Source organism: Streptomyces sp. NPDC060232 (assembly GCF_042726555.1).
In the GTDB taxonomy this organism is placed as follows: domain Bacteria; phylum Actinomycetota; class Actinomycetes; order Streptomycetales; family Streptomycetaceae; genus Streptomyces.
In genome coordinates, this window is the sequence record NZ_JBHXAG010000025.1 from 21,270 (window position 1) to 40,029 (window position 18,760).

Sequence of the window (18,760 nt, forward strand, 5' to 3'; positions counted from 1 at the left end):
CCGCCTGGATCCCCGTGCAGGCGGGTCCCACGCACACCGCGCTGCCCCCCGAACGGCTCATCGCCAGAACGCTTCGACTGGTCACGTCTGCGGACCGGTTCGGCGGGCGGATCCGGCGCTCGGCGAGCACCCTTCGCGTCGCGGACCGCCGCCGTACGCTGCCCCCATGAGCCTCGTGGACCGCACCGCGCACGCGGAAGAGGCCAACGCCGACCCGTACCCCTTCTACGAGGCCCTGCGCGCCGCCGGCCCCGTCCACCGGCCGGTGCTCGGCGGCGCCACGCGCACGGCCGGTCGTCGGCCACCGGGCCTCGGGCCCGGGCCCCGGCCCGGTGCGCGCGGCGGGTCCAGTGCGTCGAGCGGGCGGCCGAGATGCAGCGGAAGGTTCCCCATGGCCCTCGTTCTCGGCCAGGCAGGGGCCGGTCGGCCCCCGGCCGGTGATCCGCGTGCCGCTCGGGGGCAGGGGGCGGGGATGGCCCTGTCAGCCCTTGCGGGCCAGCAGGAAGCCCTGCGGGGCGTTCTCCCGGGAGGTCGGTTCGCGGTGCAGCCGGGCCACCTCGGCCAGTCCGGCTCCGGCCAGCAGTGCGGCGACCCGGTCGGGCGGCATCCGGTACACGTCGAGGCCGACGGGGTGCCCGTACGCGTGCTCCAGCCGGATCCGCCCGTCGCCCTCCTCGAAGGCGATCAGGGCATGCCCGCCCGGCGCCAGCACGCGGGCGAACTCCGCGAACACCGCGGGCAGTTCCGCGGGCGGCGTGTGCAGGGTGGAGTACCAGGCGAGGGCCCCGCCCAGCACCCCGTCGGCCACGTCCAGCGCGGCCATCGACCCCACCTCGAAGCGCAGCCCCGGATACGTCCGGCGGGCCACCGCCACCATCGCGGGGGAGAGGTCCACACCGAAGGCCCGTACGCCCAGGGCGTTCAGATGAGCCGTCACCCGGCCCGGACCGCAGCCCAGGTCGGCGACGGCTCTGCCGGTGCCGCCCCCCTCCTCCCCGCGCACGCATTCGGCGAAGGCGGCCAGCATGGCCCGGTCCAGCGGCTTCCCGGCCAGTTCCGTGCCCAGCAGCCGCGCGTAGTCGACGGCGACGGCGTCGTAGGACGCCTGGACGGAGTGCAGGTACGAGGAAGCTGTCATGCCCCTGAACAGTAGCCCGCCCGGCGCCGCGGATCATCCTCCAATCAGCGGATTGGGCAGTTCCGCCCACTGGTCTCCGGCGGCCCCCGGGTTCAGCCGCATGAGGGTGAGCGCCTTCGTCGGCAGCCGGCCCGTCAGCAGCGCCGCGGTGTCGGCCGTGGCCGGCAGGACGTTCGCCTCCGCCAGCGCCTCTGCGAAGGCTGCGGCCGAGCCCGCGGTGGCACCGAGCGCACCCGTCAGCAGGGAACCGAAGAGCTTGCGGCGCAGGACGGCCACATCGTCCGTGACCAGCCTGCCCGACAGCTGCGGCACCGGCAGCCCGTTCGCCCGCAGCCGGGCAGGGCTGATCCGGATGTCGGCCAGGTCGCGGTAGACCAGCCGGAGGGGTTCGCCGTCGGGGGAGAGGACGACGAGGAGGTTCTGCCCGTGGGCCTCCAGGGCCACCCCCAGTTCCAGCACCCGCAGGCACACCGACAGCGCGAGGCGGGCGAACCGCGCCCGCCAGGCCGCCGAACGGGCCGGCGGGTAGGAGGCGAGGGCCGCCACCGGCAGCACCCGCTCACCGGCGGCCGCGTCCGCGTACGCCTCCGGCGGTTCGCGCAGCACCGCCGCCAGGTCCGGGCTGTGCGCGGTGGCCGCACCGAGGGTCCGGGTGATGTGCAGCCGCCCGTCGAGCCGCTCGGCCAGGCCCTGGGCGAAGGCGGACACGGCCGCCGCCGTCTCGATGGAGTAGACCGAGATGTCCCGTACCGAGGAGGTCAGCCGGGCGCTCAGCGCGGTCTTCACGTGCGGGCCGCCGTCGGCGGGCGCCAGTGTGCGCAGGGCCATCAGCGGATGCGCCGCGAAACCGGCCCGCACCTGCTCGTGCTTCAGCACGTGCGCCGCCTGCCACGGGTGCACGGGGAGCAGAATCCGTCCGCCGCCGTCCCGTAGCCGCTCCGGCCAGTCCCCGGTGACCAGGCACTCCTCGGCCCGTACGGAGACCAGGCCCAGCTCCACCACCGGCCGGTGCTCGGGCGCGTACGCCAGCTGCTCGGCGACCGAGAAACCGGGCCGGGAGCGGCAGTTGGGATGGTAGGGATGGCCGTCGACCACCCGCTGCTCCCACTCCCAGGTGGCCCGCGCCGTAGGGTCCTCGGCGGCGGGCGGCTGCCCGGCGCGCGAGAGCGCGAGGGAGGTCGTACTGGCGTCCAGTTCGGCGGCGAACTCCTCCCCGTGCGGCACCCCGAGCGCCCTGACGAGCTGCCCGGCCCGATGGTGGGACCTGCCGTCGAGCAGCAGCTCGTCCACGTACGGCCGGGTCGCGTACGGGTCGGGCAGCGGGCCCTCCAGCCGGCGGCCGCCCGCCAGCAGCAGCGCCAGGCCGTCCGGCGCCGCCTCCCGGCCCGCGACCCACGGCAGGGGCTCGAAGGCCAGGGCCCGCCACAACCGGGTGAGCACGGCCGCCCGGGCGCCGCTCAGCGCGGCGGCGTACGGGGCCCCGAGTGCGGGCCGTACGGTGGCCAGTTCGGCGGCGACGGCTTCTTCGGCCGCGGAGGAGGGAATGGGCATGCTGGGCTCCGCCTTCGGAATGTCGCTTCACGGGATGATCAAGTAATCATTGCGGATATCGACGATCATGGCCGGTGGCTCCGCTTCGCGGGCCGCCGGCCCACCGGATGGACCGAATGGAACCAGTGGACCTCAACGCCGCCGCCGACGAGTACGCCGCCGCCCCGCTGCTGAACTGCCTGCTCCGGGAGGCGGCCGAGCCCACCGGGCCGGCCGGGCCCGGGTCCGCCGGAGCGGCCGTGCACCGGCTGCGGGGCAGCGGGCGGCTGCTCCGTGTGCGCGGCGGCCGCCGTCCCGTACACCCCGAACTGCGGACGGAGCACGGCTGGCACCCCCTCAGCCACACCGAACTGGTCAAACTCGTCTCCGACGAACTCCGCCGGTTCACCGGTGTCACCAACGACGAACTCCCGGTCGAGATCACCGACAGCCGTGACGCGCTCCTCGCGCTGCTGGCCGCCCGAGCCGCCGCCGAGCCCCCGGCGGACCCGTACGTGCTCTCCGAGCAGTCCCTGGTGACGGGCCACCCGCACCACCCCGCCCCCAAGGCCCGCGGCGGGGCGCCGGCCGGGAGCTGGCTGCCGTACGCGCCCGAGGCGCACGCCCGGTTCCCGCTGGTCTTCCTGGGGCTGCGCGAGGACCAGTGCGTCGAGGAGGGCGCAGGCGCCGCCTCGGAGGCCGTCGACTCCCTCGCCGAACTCCTCGACGGACCGTCCGCCCCCGCCGGCTACCGGCTGCTGCCCGCCCACCCCTGGCAGCTCGCCCTGGTGGACGACCGGCCGGCGGTGCGCGAGGCGTTCGCCGACGGGCGGCTGCTGCGGCTCGGCGAGAGCCGCCGCCCGGCCTGGCCCACCGCGTCCATCCGGACCCTGCACGTCCCGGATCCCGCGGCCGACCTCTTCGTGAAGTTCAGCCTCGACGTGCGGATCACCAACGACGTGCGCCGGCTGTGGCGGCACGACCTGCTGAAGCTGCGCCGCACCGACGCGGCCGTCGAAGCCGGTTTCGCCGCACTGCGCCGGACCGGCTCGGAGGCGGCCTGGCTCGCCGACCGCGGCTACCGCACCGCAGCCTTCGCCTTCGAGGAGCTGGCCGTCCTGGTCCGTGACGGCCTGCGCACCCACACGCTGCCCGGGGCCACGCCGCTGCTGGCCGCCGCGCTCGCCGAGGGCCATGCCGGGAGCCCGCCGGCCGGCGCCGCCGACCCCGCCGCCTGGTGGCGGGCGTACCTGCGCCAGGTCGTGCCGCCGGTGCTCGACCTCTTCGCCCGGCACGGCGTCGTACTGGAGGCCCACCTGCAGAACACCCTGGTCGCGGTCGACGCGTCGGGCATGCCCGTACAGGCCCTCTTCCGGGACGCGGAGGGGGTCAAGCTCCTGCCGGACCTGCCGCGGGCGGACGCCTGGGAGCGCCTGGTGTACTGCCTGGTGGTCAACAACCTGTCGGAGATCGCGGGCGCGCTGGCCGATCGGTATCCGGACATCTCGCCGCTCCTCTGGCCTGCCGTGCGGGAGGAGTTGCTGCGCTACGACGCCCTGCGCGGGCTCCCCGAGATCGCCGGGCTCCTCGCCGCACCGGCCCTGCCCGCGAAGACCAACCTGCTGCTGCGCTGGACGCGGGCCGACGGCGCGGACGCCCGCTACCGCCCCCTGCCGAATCCGCTGCGCGAGTAGGGGGGACCGCACCCCGTCCGGGGCGGGGGTTGGGAACCGGCCAAGGCGGGCGGGGGTACCACGACCCCCTCTCACCCAAAGGTATAGACCAATGCTAGGTTGGTCGGGCACTGCGCAGCCCTTGACCACCCGTCAGAGGAGAAGTCATGCCCTCCCCTTCGCGGGGCGGCGGCCCGGCCGCCATGCCCAAGTACCAGCGAATCGCCGCAGCGCTGCGCCGCGATCTCGACCGCGCCGCGCGCACCCCCGGCGGAAGACTGCCCTCCGAACGCAGCCTGGCCGCCCGGTACCAGGTCAACCGGCAGACCATCAGGGCCGCCCTCCAGCACCTGCGCGAGGACGGCCTCGTCGTGACCGGGCGCCGCGGCTCCCGCCCCGCCGTCTCGGCCGAGGTCGTCCCCGCCGCGGCCGATCCCGTGGCCTTCGCACCCGCGTCCCCCGCGCCCGCCCACAGCCGGAGCTGGGTGACGGTGGTCACCGTCCCGCCGTCACTCGCCGTGCTGCTCGGCATGGCGGGCGGGGACCGCACCCTGGTCCACCACCACCGCGAGCAGGACCGGACGGGGGAGACCCTCCGGCACTCCGTCACCTACTTCAGCCCGGACGCCGTCGCACGCAGCCCCGAGCTGGCCGCCTGCCGCGCCCGCGCCGGGCACGTCCGCGACCAGGACCTGGCCTCGCTGAGGGGCTGGCTGGAGAGGGCCGCCGCGGGCGGCCGGGTCGCCGAGACCATCACCATGACCCGCACCAGCCACCCGCCGGCATCGGTCCCGTCCTCCGCCCCCGCCTGCGGGCTCACCGTGCGCCGCACCGTGCACACCCCGTCCGGCCTGCTCCTGGCCGTGACCGACCTGGCCTTTCCCACCTGGGACCACCTGACGTTCCATCGTGACCGCCGTCACCCCGCCACCGCCGACTTCCAGGTCGCCAGGGGATGTCCGGCGGATCAAGCCGGGCGCTGAACACCGGACATCCCCTGGGGACTGTCCGAACCGGCCCCGCTCACCCCGCACGTGAGGTGGATCACGCGGGCGTTTGCCGAAGTGAATGCCGGGCATCGGCGCAGCGGGAGCGGAGCCTCGCCCCCCGGTGCATCGCACCGGGGGGCGAGGCGCATGCGGGCGGATCCCGCCCCGCTCCACGGCCGCGCCGGACCGATCCGCGCGAGCCGTACCCGGAAGGAGCCGGTGGTCACCGCGCTGCGGTCGCCGCACTGGGCGTCCTCCTCGTACGAGCTGACCAAGCTGGAGCACCGCAAGGGCGTCTGGGGCAAGGGCGACGGCATCCACACCCTCGCCCGCGAGGGCTTCGCCGCCGACGAGCCCGAAGTCGCCGCCTGGCTGCGCTCCTTCAAGCTCACCGAGGAGCCGCTCACCGGTCTCAAGGCGCAGATCCAGCAGACCGGCAAGGGCGAGGAGCAGCAGGCCGTCCGCGCCTGGCTCCAGGACCACCCCGAGGCCGCCGCGCTGTCCTGACACCCGGCGCCACCGAAAGCGCAGCAGGCGCCGGTGCACGCGGATCCCGTACGGGAACCGCGCGCCCGGCGCCTGTGCGCGTCGTGTACGGGTCGGGCTCAGGGCACCAGGACGCGCTCCGGTGCCTCCGCGCCGGGGCCGGGTCGCGGCGCCGCCGGCCGGGGCCGAGCCGGCCACCACAGGGACCGGCCCAGCAGCACCGCGCACGCCGGTACCAGGACGATCGACAGGACGAACGCGGAGAGCAGGATCCCGAGCCCGGTCGCGAAGCCGATCTGCTGTGTGGCCGCGACCGGGTTGACCGCGAGGCTGCCGAAGGAGGCGGCCAGCACCAGCCCGGCCGTCGCCACGGCCGGCGCGGTGTGCCGTACCGCCCGCGCCACCGCGTCCCGCTCGGAACCGGGCCGATCCATCTCCTCCCGGATCCGGTCGGTCACCAGGATGTTGTAGTCGGTGCCCAGGGCGACCACGAACAGGAACAGCACCAGCGGCAGCGTGAACGCCACGCCCGGCTGGTCCAGCCCGTGCTGGAAGACGAGCGTCGCGGCACCCAGCGTCGCGGCGAAGCCCAGCCCCACCGCCAGCATCAGGATCAGCGGGGCGAGCAGGCTCCGCAGCAGCAGGAAGAGGATGAGCGCGATCAGGATCGCCGCGACCGGGAACACCAGCCGCAGGTCCGCGTCCACGGCCGTCGAGACGTCGGCGAACACCGCGGCGGTGCCGCCCACATGGGCCTCGGTGCCGTCCGGCCGGTGCGTGGACACCGCGTCGCGGACCGCGCCGGATGCCAGGTCGCGGACCTCCTGGCCGTGCGGATCGGCGTTAGGGAACAGGTCGATGCGCGCCGCCAGGCGGTCCTCACTCAGCACCGTCGGCGCGACCTGCCCCACCCCCTCCACCCGGGAGAGCGTCCCGGACAGGGCCTCGACCCGGCCCGTGGTGAGCGGCGCGCCGTCCGACGCGGTGACGTAGACGCTGATCGGGTCCGACACGCCCGCCGGCATCGCCCGGGAGATCTCGGCCGCGGTGGACGCGGCGGCCGTCCGCTCGCCGTCCGCGCCGCCCGACCCGTAGTCCATCCGCATGCCGACCGTGCCGGCGGCGAGGGCCCCCAGCAGCACCACGGATGCGACGGCCGCCGTCAGGGGCCGCCTGACCAGCCAGGTGCCCAGCCGGCCGGCCGCGCCGCCGCGGGGCTCGCGCCGGTGGGCCCGCGAGGGCCAGAACATCTTGCGCCCGGTGACGGCGAGCAGAGCCGGCATGAAGGTGAGGCTGCCGAACAGCATCACCAGCACGGACACGGCGATGGCCGGACCGAGCACCCGGAACTGCCCGAAGGAGGCCACCCCGAGCGTGGCGAACGCCGCGACGATCGTCAGCGCGGCCGAGGTCACTGCCGTGCCCACGCGCCCCGAGACCTCGGCGGCCGCGGCACGCCCCGGCTGTTCGGGGCACCGGCGCAACTGCTCGCGGAAGCGGAACAGCAGGAAGAGGAAGTAGTCGATGCCGATGCCGACCAGGACCACGCTGATCAGCTGCGGGGTGGACGGGTCGAGCGTGACCCCGGTCAGCATCGCGACGCCGACCACCGTGCCCGTCGCGGCTCCGCCGATGACGGACACCACGATCAGCGGCAGCAGCGCGGCGAACACGCTGCGGAACACCAGCACGTGCAGCAGCACGATGACGCCGAGCATCACGATGCCGATCACCCGGGACCGGGTCTCCTCGGCGTCGACGCCGTCGACGGTGGACGCGAGCCCGCCGGTGTAACCGGTCCGGAACCCGGCCTCGGTGAACCCGGCCCGGGCGTGCTCGCGGAAGGCCCGGTAGGTGTCCTGCAGTCCGGGGTCCTGGGGGTTGCCCTGCAGTTCCACGGACAGCAGCCGGAAAGCACGGTCGGGGGCCGTCATGACCGGGGCGACCTTCGGGGTCTGCGAGTGGTCCCGGGCGAACGGCGTCTCCTCCTCGGGCTTCGGCATGGCCACCCGGTGGCGGCCCAGCTCCGCGGCCTCCTCGTCGATGCGGCGCTCGTCGGCGCCGCTCAGCGGCGCGCCGTCCGGCCGGGCCACCAGCACGGTCAGCGTGTTGGCGTCCGGTTTCACCCCGAACCGCTCCTCGGCGACCTTCAGGGCCGCCGCCGAGTCGTAGGTCGAAGGCAGGAAATCGCCGGCGTTGCTCTGGGTGGCTCGGAAGACGAGCGCCTGCCCCAGAATCGTCAGGGCCATGCCGAGCACGGCCCAAAGGGCGATCACCTTCCACGGATTCCTCGTCGAGAACCCGGTCAGGGCGCGGATCACGTGTCTCCTCAGGTCGGTGGGGCGGACCGGAGGTTCCCGGCCCGACTCCAGACCATCAGGCGGGGGCCGCGGAAACGTCGGCGTACGGGAGGAACCGCACCCCGGGAGCACGGTCCGGGCCACGGCCCCGACCAGGACCCTGGTCCTGGTCGGGAACCGGTCCACAGGACGGCGGCACGGGTCGGCCAGGCTGCCAGAATGGATCGAGAGGAACCGGCACGAACCGCCCCCGCACCGGAGGGGGGCAGGCCGGCGGGGGAGGACCGGCAAGGATGAACAACGGTGCGATGGCCAACGGTGCGATGGCCAACGGTGCGGTGGACAAGGGTGCGGTGGACAAGGGCGTGGCGGGGAAGGCCCCCGCCTGGCTGCGCTGGACGCGCAACGACGCACTGGTGGCCATCGGGGCCGCCGCCGTGGACCTGCTGGGCTTCTCGGTCGGCACCCAGTCCGAGGACATGCCCCTCACCCTCTCGGCCGTCTGCGCACTCGTGGCGGCCGGCATGTGCCTGCTCGCCCGCCGCAGCCGACCGGTCGCCGTGCTCGCGGCCGTGCTGCTCCTCGGGACCGTGCCCAATACGGTCATCCCGGATGTCTCACCGCACTTCCCGCTCGCTCTGGCCGTCGCCCTCTACTCGGTGGTCCGGTTCAGCCGGCCCGCCGTCGCCGCGGTGGCCGCCGCCCTGACCGTGCCGCTGGCCTCGGCGGGCCAGGGCGGCATGCTGGTCCCCTCCGGCAGGTCCCTCGTCGCCAACACGGCGGCCGCGGGCCTGGTCGCCGGCGCCGCCCTGGTCGTCAACCGCTGGCAACGGGAAGTCGCGGCCAACCACGCCCGCCAGGCCGAGCGGGCGGTCGCCGAAGAACGCCGCCGGATCGCCCGGGAACTCCACGACATCGTCGCCCACCACATCACCGCCATGCAGCTGATGGCCGGCGGCGCGCGCGCCAACCTGGCACACGACACCGAGGCGGCCCGCGAGGCCCTCGTCACCCTTGAGGCCTCGGGCCGCATCGCACTGCGTGAGATGCGCCAACTCCTCGACGTCCTGCGGGCCGGGGAGGAAGCGGACGAAGTGCCGCCGGCGCCCCAGCCCGGCACCGCGGACCTGGAGCGGATCGTCACCGAGTCACGGCTGGCCGGGACGCAGACGGAGTTCACCGTCGACGGCCCCGTCCGCCCGCTGCCGCCCAGCGTCGGCCTCACCCTCTTCCGCATCGTGCAGGAGGCGCTGACCAACACCCGCAAGCACGCGGGGGAGGCGCGCGCCCAGGTACGGCTGACGTACCACCCCGACGAGGTCTGCGTGGAAGTGTGCGACGACGGGGCCGGTGCGCCGCCACCGGTCGCCCGGCCCGCCGCGGGCACCGGGTACGGTCTGATCGGCATGCACGAACGCGTGGCCCTCCAGGGCGGAACCCTGAAGGCGGCCGCACGCGTCGACGGCGGCTTCCGGGTGGCGGCACGCCTCCCGGTCCCGGCGGGGCGGGGCGGCGAGGGAGGGGTACGACACCGATGATCCGTGTGCTCATAGCCGACGACCAGCCGCTGGTACGGCGGGGTCTCGCCCTGATCCTCGGCCCGGACCCGGAGTTCGAGGTGGTGGGCGAGGCCGAGGACGGCGCCCGCGCCGTCGCCCTCGCGGCCGAACTTCGGCCCGACGTGGTCGTCATGGACATCCGGATGCCCGTCCTCGACGGCGTCCAGGCCACCGCCGAGCTGGCGCGGACCCTCCCCGGCGTCCGCGTCCTGGCGCTCAGTACCTTCGACATGGACGACTACGTGGTCGCCGCCCTGCGCGCCGGAGCGTACGGCTTCCTCCCCAAGGACGTCTCCCCGGAGGAACTCGGGGCCGCGGTCCGCATCGTGCACGCAGGAGAAGCGGCCGTCGCACCCCGGCTGCTCACCCGGCTGCTCTCCGCCTACGTACGGACCCCCGCGCCCGCCCGCCCGGCCGCGGCGGAGGTTCCGCCCGGCATGACCCCGCGCGAGCGGGAGATCTGGCAGCTCCTGGCCTCCGGCCTGGACAATGCGGAGATCGCCGCGGACCTGGACATCAGCGTCTCCACGGTCAAGAACCACATCACCGGCATCTTCGGCAAGCTGGGCGTCCGCGACCGCGCCCAGGCGGTGATCGCGGCGTACGAATCGGGCCTGGTCGAGGCCGGATGCGGGAGCGGTTGATCACGAAGTGCCCGCAAGAGGATCGTAATCCGCCTGGTGACCGTACCTCTGACCAGCCAGAACACTGGACGATTCGCCTGTGCGGAGGGAGCCTCGTCCATGGCACAGTGCGACCAGCCCAACCGCACCAGCAGGGAGCCCCCATGCGCGATCCGCACGCCACGCCGCTCGCGGCCGCCCCCGCGTGCCCGCCTGAGACGGGCCCGTTGCCCTGCTGCCCGGTGTGCGGCGGGGCGCCCGAACGCATCTCCTGGCGCCAGCGCCCGGGCGAGCCGGTGCTGCTGGTCTTCGACCCCTGCGGCGACCGTTGGGACACCCCCGCCCCGCCGGTCCTCGCGGTCACCCCGCCGCGGACACACGGGCACGCCGACGCCGGCTGAACAGGCGCCGGCGTGACCGGTGGCCAGTCGGTGAACACCTGCACGATCCGGTCGCCGTTGACCGCGACGCCCGTGTGCGTGCGATGGCGGGGCGGCGAAGGGACTACGTGCGGACTCAGGAGCTGGTGAGGACGACGAGCTGCCGGGTCGCGCGGGTCATCGCGACATAGCGGTCGACCGCTCCCTCGACGCCCTCGCCGTACCGGTCGGGGTCGACGAGGACGACCAGATCGAATTCGAGCCCCTTCGACAGCGTCGGCGTCAGCGACCGGACGCGGGGCCTCGGCCGGAACGTGGGGTCGCCGATGACGCAGGCGATCCCTTCGGGGTGTCCGGCCAGCCAGTCTTCGACAACCGGCTCCAGGTCGGCGACGGAGCCGTGGACGACGGGGATGCCGCTGCTGCGGACGGACGTCGGCACGTTGGCGTCGGGGAGCGCGGCGCGGATGGCCGGCTCGGCCGCCGCCATGACCTCCTCCGGGGTGCGGTAGTTGATGCTCAGGGAGGCCACCGTGATCCGGTCGAGCCCGACGCGTTCGAGCCGTTCCCGCCAGGACTCCGTGAACCCCTGCCGGGCCTGGGCCCGGTCGCCGACGATCGTGAAGCTCCGCGACGGACAGCGCACCAGCAGCATCTGCCATTCGGCGTCGGTCAGTTCCTGGGCCTCGTCCACGATGACGTGCGCGAACGGGCCGGCCAGGAGGTCCGGTTCGGCGGTGGGCAGCGCGCTCTCGTCGACCAGGGTGTCCTGGAGGTCCCGGCCGTGCAGCATCCCCATCGCGCCCTCGCTCTCGTCGATCACGACGTTCTGCAGCAGGCTGTCGATGGCGTCGGCCCGGCGCGCGCGTTCCGCGGCGACGGCGGCGTCGTTGCGGCGCTTTCGGACAGCGGCCTCCGCGTCGCCGAGCCGCTGCCGGGCCGCGTCCAGGAGCGGCAGGTCGGACACCGTCCACGCGTGGGCGTCCGCCCGCTGCAGCCTGCGTATGTCGTCGGGGCCCAGCCAGGGCGCGCACTTGCGCAGGTAGGCGGGCACCGACCACAGGTCCGAGACGAGGTCGGTCGCCTCCAGCATCGGCCACGCCCGGTTGAGGGTCCTGATCAGTTCCCGGTCCTGGAGCAGGGAGCGCCGCAGCAGCTCGGGCGGCACGTCGTGCCCTTCGCCGCCGTCCTCGTGCTTGTCCATGAGGATGGTGAGCAGCTCCTCCCGGATCTGCTCGCGGGCCTCGTTGTGCGGGGTACCCGGTTCCACCGCGTCGAACGCGGCAGCCCAGTCGTCGGCGCTCAGCCAGACGTCGGACCAGTGGCTGGAGACGGTCATTGCGCGGGTGGGCGGCTCCTCGTAGATGCGGACGGCCGCGTCGATCGCCTTCACCAGGTCCGCGGAGGACTTGAGCCGGGCCACGTCCGGATCGCTCTCCTGCGCCGCCCCGGCGCCCTCGGCCACGAGGTCGCGCAGCGTGCAGGTCTGTACCCCCTCCTCACCGAGGCTGGGCAGGACGTCGGCGACGTAGGCGAGGTAGGGCTGGTGCGGACCGACGAACAGGACGCCGCCGCGACGGTGGCCGAGACGGGGGTCGGAGTACAGGAGGTGGGCCGCGCGGTGCAGCGCGACCACGGTCTTGCCCGTACCGGGGCCCCCGTCGACGACGAGGGCGCCGCGGGACCCGGCGCGGATGACGGCGTCCTGGTCGGCCTGGATGGTGGAGAGCACGTCTCGCATCCGGGCCGACCGGTTTCCGCCCAGGCTGGCGATGAACGCGGACTGGTCGTCGAGCGCCGCGTGCCCTTCGAGTGCGTCGGTGCTGAACACCTCGTCCCAGTAGTCGCTGATCCGGCCACGGGTCCAGCGGTAGCGGCGACGGCTCGCCAGCCCCAGCGGGTTGGCGTGGGTCGCCGCGAAGAACGGCTCGGCGGCGGGGGAGCGCCAGTCGAGCAGCAGTCTGCGCCCGGTGGTGTCGGTGAGGCCGAGGCGTCCCACGTACACGGGCTCGCCGCCGTCGGCGGGGACGATGCGGCCCAGGCACAGGTCCAGGCCGAAGCGGCGCAGGGTGCGCAGGCGGCTGGTCAGGCGGTGGATCTCGGCGTCGCGGTCCATTGCCTCCCGGCCGATGCCGCCCGGAGCCCTGCGCTCCGCCTCCAGGCGGTCGGAGAGCTCGGCGGTCGACTGAGCGAGGCTCTCCGAGATGGCCGCGAAGTGCCGCTCGTCGCCGTCGATCAGGGCCGGGTCGGCTTTGGCGGAGAGGTGGTCGGGAAGACCGAACGCGCTGCCGGCCCGCGGAGCGTCCGCGACCGGTTCGACGTCACTGCTCGATTCGTGAACCGGCAAAAACGCATGCACTTCGTGAATCTCCCATTTCTGCAGCTTCTGGCTTCGGTCCGCGATTCTGCCCCAGCATCGGGGCCTTGCCGCAAGCCCCCTGGTGCGCTATAAGTTGAGAGTGGCAAGGAGTGGGTTCACCTCCTTGCCTTTCTTGTCCCCTCTGGACGGCTCCCCTGATCACGCGCAGCCCGGCCCTGCCTGCCCGCCGCCCACCATGGCAGGGTGACCACGACCGCCCGCGCCACCAGAGCACGCCCGGTTGATGCGGGCGGGCACGCCCGGGGTGGCGGTCCGGGCGGGGTCGGCGCCGGAGCCGGCGATCAGGGCCGGGGCGCCACGGTCAGCGCGGAGGGGGAGTCGTAGACGTGAACCTTCGGCGGAGTCGATGACGGGGCGGCCGGCTGGGGTGCCTGGCTCGTGGTCATGGCGATTCCTTGTCGGACGTGGCGCGTTGGGCGGCGGGCTGGTGGGGTGCGGGTGCCGTCTCGCCGCTGTCGGCGGCTCCGGCTTCGGTCCCGGCCGGCTGCTCGTCGGTGTCGCTGGGCTGGTTGCGGGTGGCGATCAGGGACCAGGCGATGGAGACGGTGATGGTGACGGTGATGACGCCGAGGGTGAGGGGGATGGGGAGCTTGCCGACGGGGGTCTCGGAGAGGATGAGCTTGACGCCGGCGAAGGCGAGGAGGACCGCGAGGCCGTAGTGGAGGTAGGTGAAGCGGCGCAGCAGTCCGGCCAGGCAGAAGTACAGGCTGCGCAGGCCCAGGACGGCGAAGGCGTTGGCGGTCCACACCAGGAAGGTGTTGGTGGTGATCGCCAGGACGGCGGCGACGGAGTCGACGGCGAAGATCAGGTCGGTGGCCTCCACCGCGACCAGGACCACGAACAGCAGCGTCGCGACCCGGCGCCCGTTCCTGCGGATGAAGAACCTGTCGCCGTGGAACTTCGCATCGGTGGGGATGAGCTTCTTGACCAGGCGGACGACCGGGTTGCGGTCGGGGTGGACCTCCTCGTCCTTGGAGACGGCCATCTTCCAGCCGGTCCAGATCAGGAACGCACCGAAGACGTAGGCGGTCCAGAAGAACACCTGGAGCAGCTCGGCGCCGACGAAGATGAACACCAGCCGGGCGGCCAGTGCGCCGAGGACGCCCCAGAAGAGGACCTTGTGCTGGTAGGCGTCGGGGACGGCGAAGAAGGAGAAGACCAGCGCGAACACGAAGACGTTGTCGATCGACAGGGCCTTTTCGATCAGGTAGCCGGCGTAGTAGGTGGAGGACACCTCCCCGCCCTGCCACGCCAGCAGGATCAGGCCGAAGCCCAGGCCGATCGCGATCCAGATCGAGCTCCAGATCGCCGCCTCTTTGAAGCCGATGACGTGGTTGTCGCGGTGGGCGATCAGGTCGACGGCGAGCATCACGCAGATGCCGACGGTGACCGCGGCCCACACCCACAGCGGGACGGCGAACGACAGGTCATTCATCGCGGAACGTTTCCTTTCCAGCGGCGGGGCAGGTCCTCAGTGAAGGCCCGGTCAGGTCGATCGCAGGGGCACCCAGGAGGCGGGGGCGACCGCGTGCACGAACGGGCCGCCGCGCAGGGCCGCGGCCTCGATCAGGGCGTGGGCGTCGAGGCCGTGCGGGCCGCTGCGGGCGGCCATCACGTCCGGGGCCCGGTGGCGGCGGGCCAGTGCCAGCAGTTCCTTCGCCGCCGCCAGCCGCGTTCCCCGGCCCGGAGGCAGGTGGAACACCTCGGGGATGTAGCCGGTCGCGTGTGGGCCGACCTTGGGCATGACCCGGGCGAGGACCGCCCGCACCGACGCGGAGGCCGGACCGAGGGAGGGGCGGCGGACGTGCGGGGGCATCACCGCGATCAGCAGCAGCGGCACACGGCGGGCCACCGCCATCCGTGCGGCCGCCTCGGCCACCGCCACATCATCGATGCGGTCGGTCAGCACCGCCGCCACCGGCTGGACCAGACCCGCCCGCGCGGGACGGTGGACGCTGTCGGGTACGGGGTGACAGAGCAGTCGGGCCATGACACTTACCGCCTTCCTTAACCGGAGGAATCCCCTCCAGCGTCACCCCCGCCCCGACATGCGTCAACAGTTACGCGAAAACTTTTTCGCTAATAAAGGTTCGTGTGAGGGGTTCGATATGCGAACCAGACTTCGTATGATGGAGGTCATGAGCAGCTCATCGGCACGCGGCGACCAGTGGACGTTCTTGACCAATCACGCGCGGGTGCTGCTGTGGCTCGCCCGCGATCCGGAGGTCCGGCTGCGGGACGTCGCCGCCGGGATCGGGATCACGGAGCGGGCGGTGCAGATCATCGTCGCCGACCTGGAGGCGGCCGGGTATCTGACCCGGACCCGGGTGGGCCGCCGCAACCGCTACACCATCGACCCCACCGTCGCCCTGCGCCACCCATCCGAGGCCGACCACCCCGTCGGCGACCTCCTCGGCGCCTTCCTCCACCGCGAAGCCACCCCGGAGACCGAGCCTGCCGAGCCGGAGGCAGCGACGCGGTGACCGAAGCGGCGCTGCCGCCTGGGGTGCGTGAGGTCATCGCGGGCGTCGCGCCCACGCCCACCGGTCGGGCGCCGACGCCCGCCAGCGGTTCGACGTCAGCGCCCCGACCTCCGGCGCCGGCACGGTCACCGTCTCCGCGGGCGCCCCCACCGGCAGCTGCACCGGCGAACCGGTCTCCCGCGGCTACGAGTTCACCCTCCACGCGGCCTCCGCGCCCACCGCGCCCACCGCGCTCGCGGTGGACGGGACGCCCTGCCGCGCCTGGCCTCCCAGGCCGCCTACGAGGCCGCGACGTCCGGCAGGTTCTTCGACCCCGCAGCACCGGCCGCCCGGCGCCCGGGAACAGGGCTCAGGCCGTGTCCGCGCCCCCCAGTACGGCCTGGCACGCCCGCCAGGCCGGCTCGCCAGCAGCCCCTGCAACCGGCCGAACAGCGCCAGGAGTTCGCCGCCCCACGCCTCCCGGAAGGCGGGATCGATCCGCGCCAGGTCGAGTTCGTTCGCCGCCGACAGCTCGGCCAGGTCCCGCCGCGCCGCCACGGCGGGGGAGTGGACACCGCCCGTGAACCGGTCGCGGAAGGCCGCCACCGCGTGGCCGAGCGCCGGATACGAAGCCGCCCGGTCGCAGGCGGCGTAGAGGTACACGATCGCCTCGGCCTCGTCACCGATCACCTCGGCCAGTTCCGTCCGCCGGGCGAGCGGCAGCAACGCCTCGGGGAACCCGTCGGTTCCGTAGAACGCGTGGCACAGGCCCGCCCGTTGCAGGGCCGGCCGGGCACCCCAGGACGCGAGCAGCCCCCGCACTCGCTCCAGGTGCGCCAGGAGGGTCCCGCCGGGGTGGGCGACGTCCTGCGCACCGAGTGCCCGCAGCCATGCGACGGCACGCTCCGACACGGAAGCCTCCCCGGGATCGCGGTGGTGGGTCGGCACCCGCCCACCCCTTCAGCCGGGGGTCCGGACCCCGTGGCGAAGGCGGGGGCGGGTTGCCGCCCGGGCCCTGCATCGATCTTGATCCACCCCGATATCCAAGTCAATCCTCCGGTTTGCTCCCCACACCCAAGGAATATCTTGGGCCTCATGACCCTCGACGACCTCCGCGTGTTCGTGGCCGTCTGCCGCGCCGGCAGCCTCAGCGCCGTCGCACGCGACCTCGGCTGCACCCAGTCCGCCGTCAGCCAGCACGTCCGCCGCCTGGAGAGGCAGACCGGCACCAGCCTCCTCGAACGGCACGCCCGCGGCGTCGTGCCCACCGAGGCCGGCCGCATCGTCCAGGCGGCCGCCGCCGACGGCATCGCCGGCCTCGACGGCGCGCTGCGCCGCGTGGACGACCTCGTACGGGGCGGCGGCGGCAGCGTGCGCGTCACCACCGGTGCCACGACCGTGCGGCACTTCATGTCCGAGGCCGTCGTCTCCTTCCGCCGCGACCACCCCGAGGTGAGCCTGGAGTTCCAGACCGAGAACTCCAGCCGCAGCTGCTTCGACGCCCTCGCCGCCGGCGACCTCGACCTCGCCTGGATCACCATCGGCGCCCCCGTCCGGGGCATCGAGCAGCGCCCCGTCATGGAACTGCCCTGGGTGCTCGCGGTCGGCGCCGACGACCCCCTCGCCGGCCGGGCCGGCCTCACCCCCGCCGACCTCGCCGGGATCCGCCACATCCGGCTCCCGGAGAACTCGGCCTCCCGCTCCCACCTCGACGCCGCCCTCGCCGAGTCCGGCATCCACGTACGCTCCGACACCAGCGTCGCCGACTGGGACACCGCACTGCTGCTCGCCGAACTAGGCCTGGGCCACGCCGTCGTGCCCGCGCTGCCCGGCTGGCAGGTCCCCGGATCCGACGGGCCGCTGCGCCTCGTGCCGATCCCCGCCCTGCCGCCGCTCGCCGTCGGCTGGGCCGTCCGCCGCTGGGCGGCCCTCGCCCCGCCGGCCCTGGTCTTCGCCGACGAGGTCGTCCGCAGCTGCCGGGCGCGCGCCGCCGGGCAGCAGTGACGCCGCGGCCAGACCGACCGCGGCCAGCGCGGCCAGCGCCACCAGCGACGGACCGTGCACGCCGGCGCTCGCGGCGACCGCGATGCCCAGGGCCGGACCGACGTTCATGGCCGTCTGCTTGAGCCCGCCGACCACCCCGGCGTACCCGGCCGGGGCCTCACCCACGACCGCCCCGGTCGCGGTGACCATGACGGTCGTGAACCCGGCCCCGAGCACCGCGAAGGCCGGACCGGACGCGGAGCCGAGCCCGGCGATCCCGGTGACGACCAGGGCGGTACCGGTCAGCGCGGTCCGGCGCGCCCCGAACCGGCGCAGCGCCATCCCCGCCACCGGAGCCCCCGCGACCATCACCGCCGTCAGCGGCAGCACCCGAAGCCCCGTGTCGAGCGCGTCCAGCCCCTGCACGTCCTGGAGCCGGAACGTCGCCGTGAACAGGGCCCCGAACATGCCCGCGGACACCACGAGCAGCAGGGCCATCGAGGCCGTCACCGCCCTGGCCCGGGCCACGGCGGGCGGCACGAGCGGCCGCGCGGAACGCCGTTCCCGCCGCACGAACCAGGCGGCGAGCACGGCGGCGCCCGCGAACCCGAGCAGCGTCGCCGCGCCGCTCCACCCGTACTCCGGTACACCGACCAGCGCGTGCACGAACACCGCGACGGCCGTCGCGAGCAGGGCCGCACCGCCGAGCTCCAGCCGCTCCGCCTCCGCCCGCGGCGGCGCGGGCGCCCGTACCGCCAGGGTCAGCGCGGCGATCACCACGGCCACGGGCACGTTCACCACGAACACCGCCCGCCAGTCCCACTGTGCGACCAGCAGACCGCCCAGCAGCGGACCGGCCGCCGCGGCCACCCCGATCGCGCTGGTCCGCACGGCCACCGGCGTGGCCAGCCGGTCGGGCGGATACGCGAGCCGCAGCAGGGCCAGCGTCGCCGGCTGGAGCAGCGCGCCGAACACGCCCTGCACGGCGCGCAGCGCGATCACCCAGCCCACGCCGGGCGCGAACACGATGCCCGCCGATGCCGCGGCGAAGCCGAGCACGCCGACGGACAGCAGCCGGGCGTGCCCGTAGCGGTCTCCCAGCCGCCCGGCGACGACCAGGAACGCGGCCACCGCCAGCATGTAGGCGGTACCGGTCCACTGGACCTGCGTCACGCTCGCCCCGAGGTCGTGGCTCAGGCTCGGCTGCGCCACGGTCAGCACGGTGCCGTCGAGCGCGACGAGCATGGCGCCCGCCAC

Annotated in this window: 14 protein-coding genes and 2 pseudogenes; 8 read left to right on the plus strand and 8 right to left on the minus strand. The window is 74.2% G+C overall.

The features are described 5' to 3' along the window. Positions 1–481: 481 nt before the first annotated feature. A complete protein-coding gene (locus tag ACFWFZ_RS28880) occupies positions 482–1,138 on the minus strand; it encodes a class I SAM-dependent methyltransferase (RefSeq protein ID WP_387125913.1) in 657 nt (218 codons plus the stop codon). A 33-nt stretch (positions 1,139–1,171) separates the two neighbouring features. Further along, positions 1,172–2,689 carry an IucA/IucC family protein gene (locus ACFWFZ_RS28885; RefSeq protein WP_387125914.1) on the minus strand — a complete coding sequence of 506 codons (1,518 nt, stop codon included), beginning with the start codon at positions 2,687–2,689 and terminating at the stop codon, positions 1,172–1,174. Between the two features lie 107 nt (positions 2,690–2,796). Between ACFWFZ_RS28885 and ACFWFZ_RS28890 the strand changes: the two genes are divergently transcribed. The 3 genes from ACFWFZ_RS28890 to ACFWFZ_RS28900 all read left to right on the plus strand — a co-directional run bounded on the left by ACFWFZ_RS28890 (position 2,797) and on the right by ACFWFZ_RS28900 (position 5,837). Beyond that, positions 2,797–4,362 carry an IucA/IucC family protein gene (locus ACFWFZ_RS28890; RefSeq protein WP_387126024.1) on the plus strand — a complete coding sequence of 522 codons (1,566 nt, stop codon included), beginning with the start codon at positions 2,797–2,799 and terminating at the stop codon, positions 4,360–4,362. 146 nt (positions 4,363–4,508) lie between these two features. Continuing rightward, on the plus strand, positions 4,509–5,324 hold the full coding sequence (locus tag ACFWFZ_RS28895; RefSeq protein ID WP_387125915.1) for a GntR family transcriptional regulator: 816 nt from the start codon (positions 4,509–4,511) through the stop codon (positions 5,322–5,324). Positions 5,325–5,477: 153 nt separating this feature from the next. Next, a complete protein-coding gene (locus ACFWFZ_RS28900; protein ID WP_387125916.1) occupies positions 5,478–5,837 on the plus strand; it encodes a glycine betaine ABC transporter substrate-binding protein in 360 nt (119 codons plus the stop codon). A 98-nt stretch (positions 5,838–5,935) separates the two neighbouring features. On the opposite strand, the gene ACFWFZ_RS28905 is transcribed toward ACFWFZ_RS28900, so the two are convergent. Continuing rightward, entirely contained in the window at positions 5,936–8,137 is a 2,202-nt protein-coding gene (locus ACFWFZ_RS28905) for an MMPL family transporter (protein ID WP_387125917.1), read from the minus strand. Between the two features lie 272 nt (positions 8,138–8,409). Here ACFWFZ_RS28905 and ACFWFZ_RS28910 point away from each other — a divergent pair, with 272 nt between their 5' ends. From ACFWFZ_RS28910 to ACFWFZ_RS28920, 3 genes are all read left to right on the plus strand, one after another. Further along, positions 8,410–9,654 carry a sensor histidine kinase gene (locus tag ACFWFZ_RS28910; RefSeq protein ID WP_387125918.1) on the plus strand — a complete coding sequence of 415 codons (1,245 nt, stop codon included), beginning with the start codon at positions 8,410–8,412 and terminating at the stop codon, positions 9,652–9,654. Further along, the gene (locus ACFWFZ_RS28915) at positions 9,651–10,319 is read left to right on the plus strand and encodes a response regulator (RefSeq protein WP_387125919.1); all 669 of its coding nucleotides are present in this window, start codon (positions 9,651–9,653) and stop codon (positions 10,317–10,319) included. Before ACFWFZ_RS28910 ends, ACFWFZ_RS28915 begins: the two co-directional genes overlap by 4 nt. Before the next feature lie 143 nt (positions 10,320–10,462). After that, positions 10,463–10,699: a hypothetical protein gene (locus ACFWFZ_RS28920; protein ID WP_387125920.1), complete on the plus strand. Its 237-nt coding sequence runs from the start codon at positions 10,463–10,465 to the stop codon at positions 10,697–10,699. Positions 10,700–10,814: 115 nt separating this feature from the next. Here the strand turns inward: ACFWFZ_RS28920 and helR are convergent, their stop codons facing one another. The 3 genes from helR to ACFWFZ_RS28935 all read right to left on the minus strand — a co-directional run bounded on the left by helR (position 10,815) and on the right by ACFWFZ_RS28935 (position 15,048). Continuing rightward, positions 10,815–13,025 carry an RNA polymerase recycling motor ATPase HelR gene (gene helR / locus ACFWFZ_RS28925; RefSeq protein WP_387125921.1) on the minus strand — a complete coding sequence of 737 codons (2,211 nt, stop codon included), beginning with the start codon at positions 13,023–13,025 and terminating at the stop codon, positions 10,815–10,817. Between the two features lie 415 nt (positions 13,026–13,440). Continuing rightward, the gene (locus tag ACFWFZ_RS28930; protein ID WP_387125922.1) at positions 13,441–14,493 is read right to left on the minus strand and encodes a TerC family protein; all 1,053 of its coding nucleotides are present in this window, start codon (positions 14,491–14,493) and stop codon (positions 13,441–13,443) included. A gap of 51 nt (positions 14,494–14,544) precedes the next feature. Continuing rightward, positions 14,545–15,048 carry a universal stress protein gene (locus tag ACFWFZ_RS28935; protein WP_387125924.1) on the minus strand — a complete coding sequence of 168 codons (504 nt, stop codon included), beginning with the start codon at positions 15,046–15,048 and terminating at the stop codon, positions 14,545–14,547. A 148-nt stretch (positions 15,049–15,196) separates the two neighbouring features. Between ACFWFZ_RS28935 and ACFWFZ_RS28940 the strand changes: the two genes are divergently transcribed. Further along, a complete protein-coding gene (locus ACFWFZ_RS28940) occupies positions 15,197–15,541 on the plus strand; it encodes a helix-turn-helix transcriptional regulator (protein WP_387125926.1) in 345 nt (114 codons plus the stop codon). A gap of 349 nt (positions 15,542–15,890) precedes the next feature. On the opposite strand, the pseudogene ACFWFZ_RS28945 reads toward ACFWFZ_RS28940, so the two are convergent. After that, positions 15,891–16,432: pseudogene (locus tag ACFWFZ_RS28945) on the minus strand (DUF6817 domain-containing protein). A 183-nt stretch (positions 16,433–16,615) separates the two neighbouring features. On the opposite strand from ACFWFZ_RS28945, the gene ACFWFZ_RS28950 reads away from it, so the two are divergent. Further along, positions 16,616–17,524, plus strand: coding sequence for a LysR family transcriptional regulator (locus ACFWFZ_RS28950; RefSeq protein ID WP_387125928.1), 909 nt, complete (start codon positions 16,616–16,618; stop codon positions 17,522–17,524). Here ACFWFZ_RS28950 and ACFWFZ_RS28955 read toward each other — a convergent pair. Next, a pseudogene (locus tag ACFWFZ_RS28955) lies at positions 17,495–18,748 on the minus strand (MFS transporter); the annotation flags it as partial. The gene ACFWFZ_RS28950 and the pseudogene ACFWFZ_RS28955 sit on opposite strands and share 30 nt — an antisense overlap. Between the last annotated feature and the right edge of the window lie 12 nt (positions 18,749–18,760).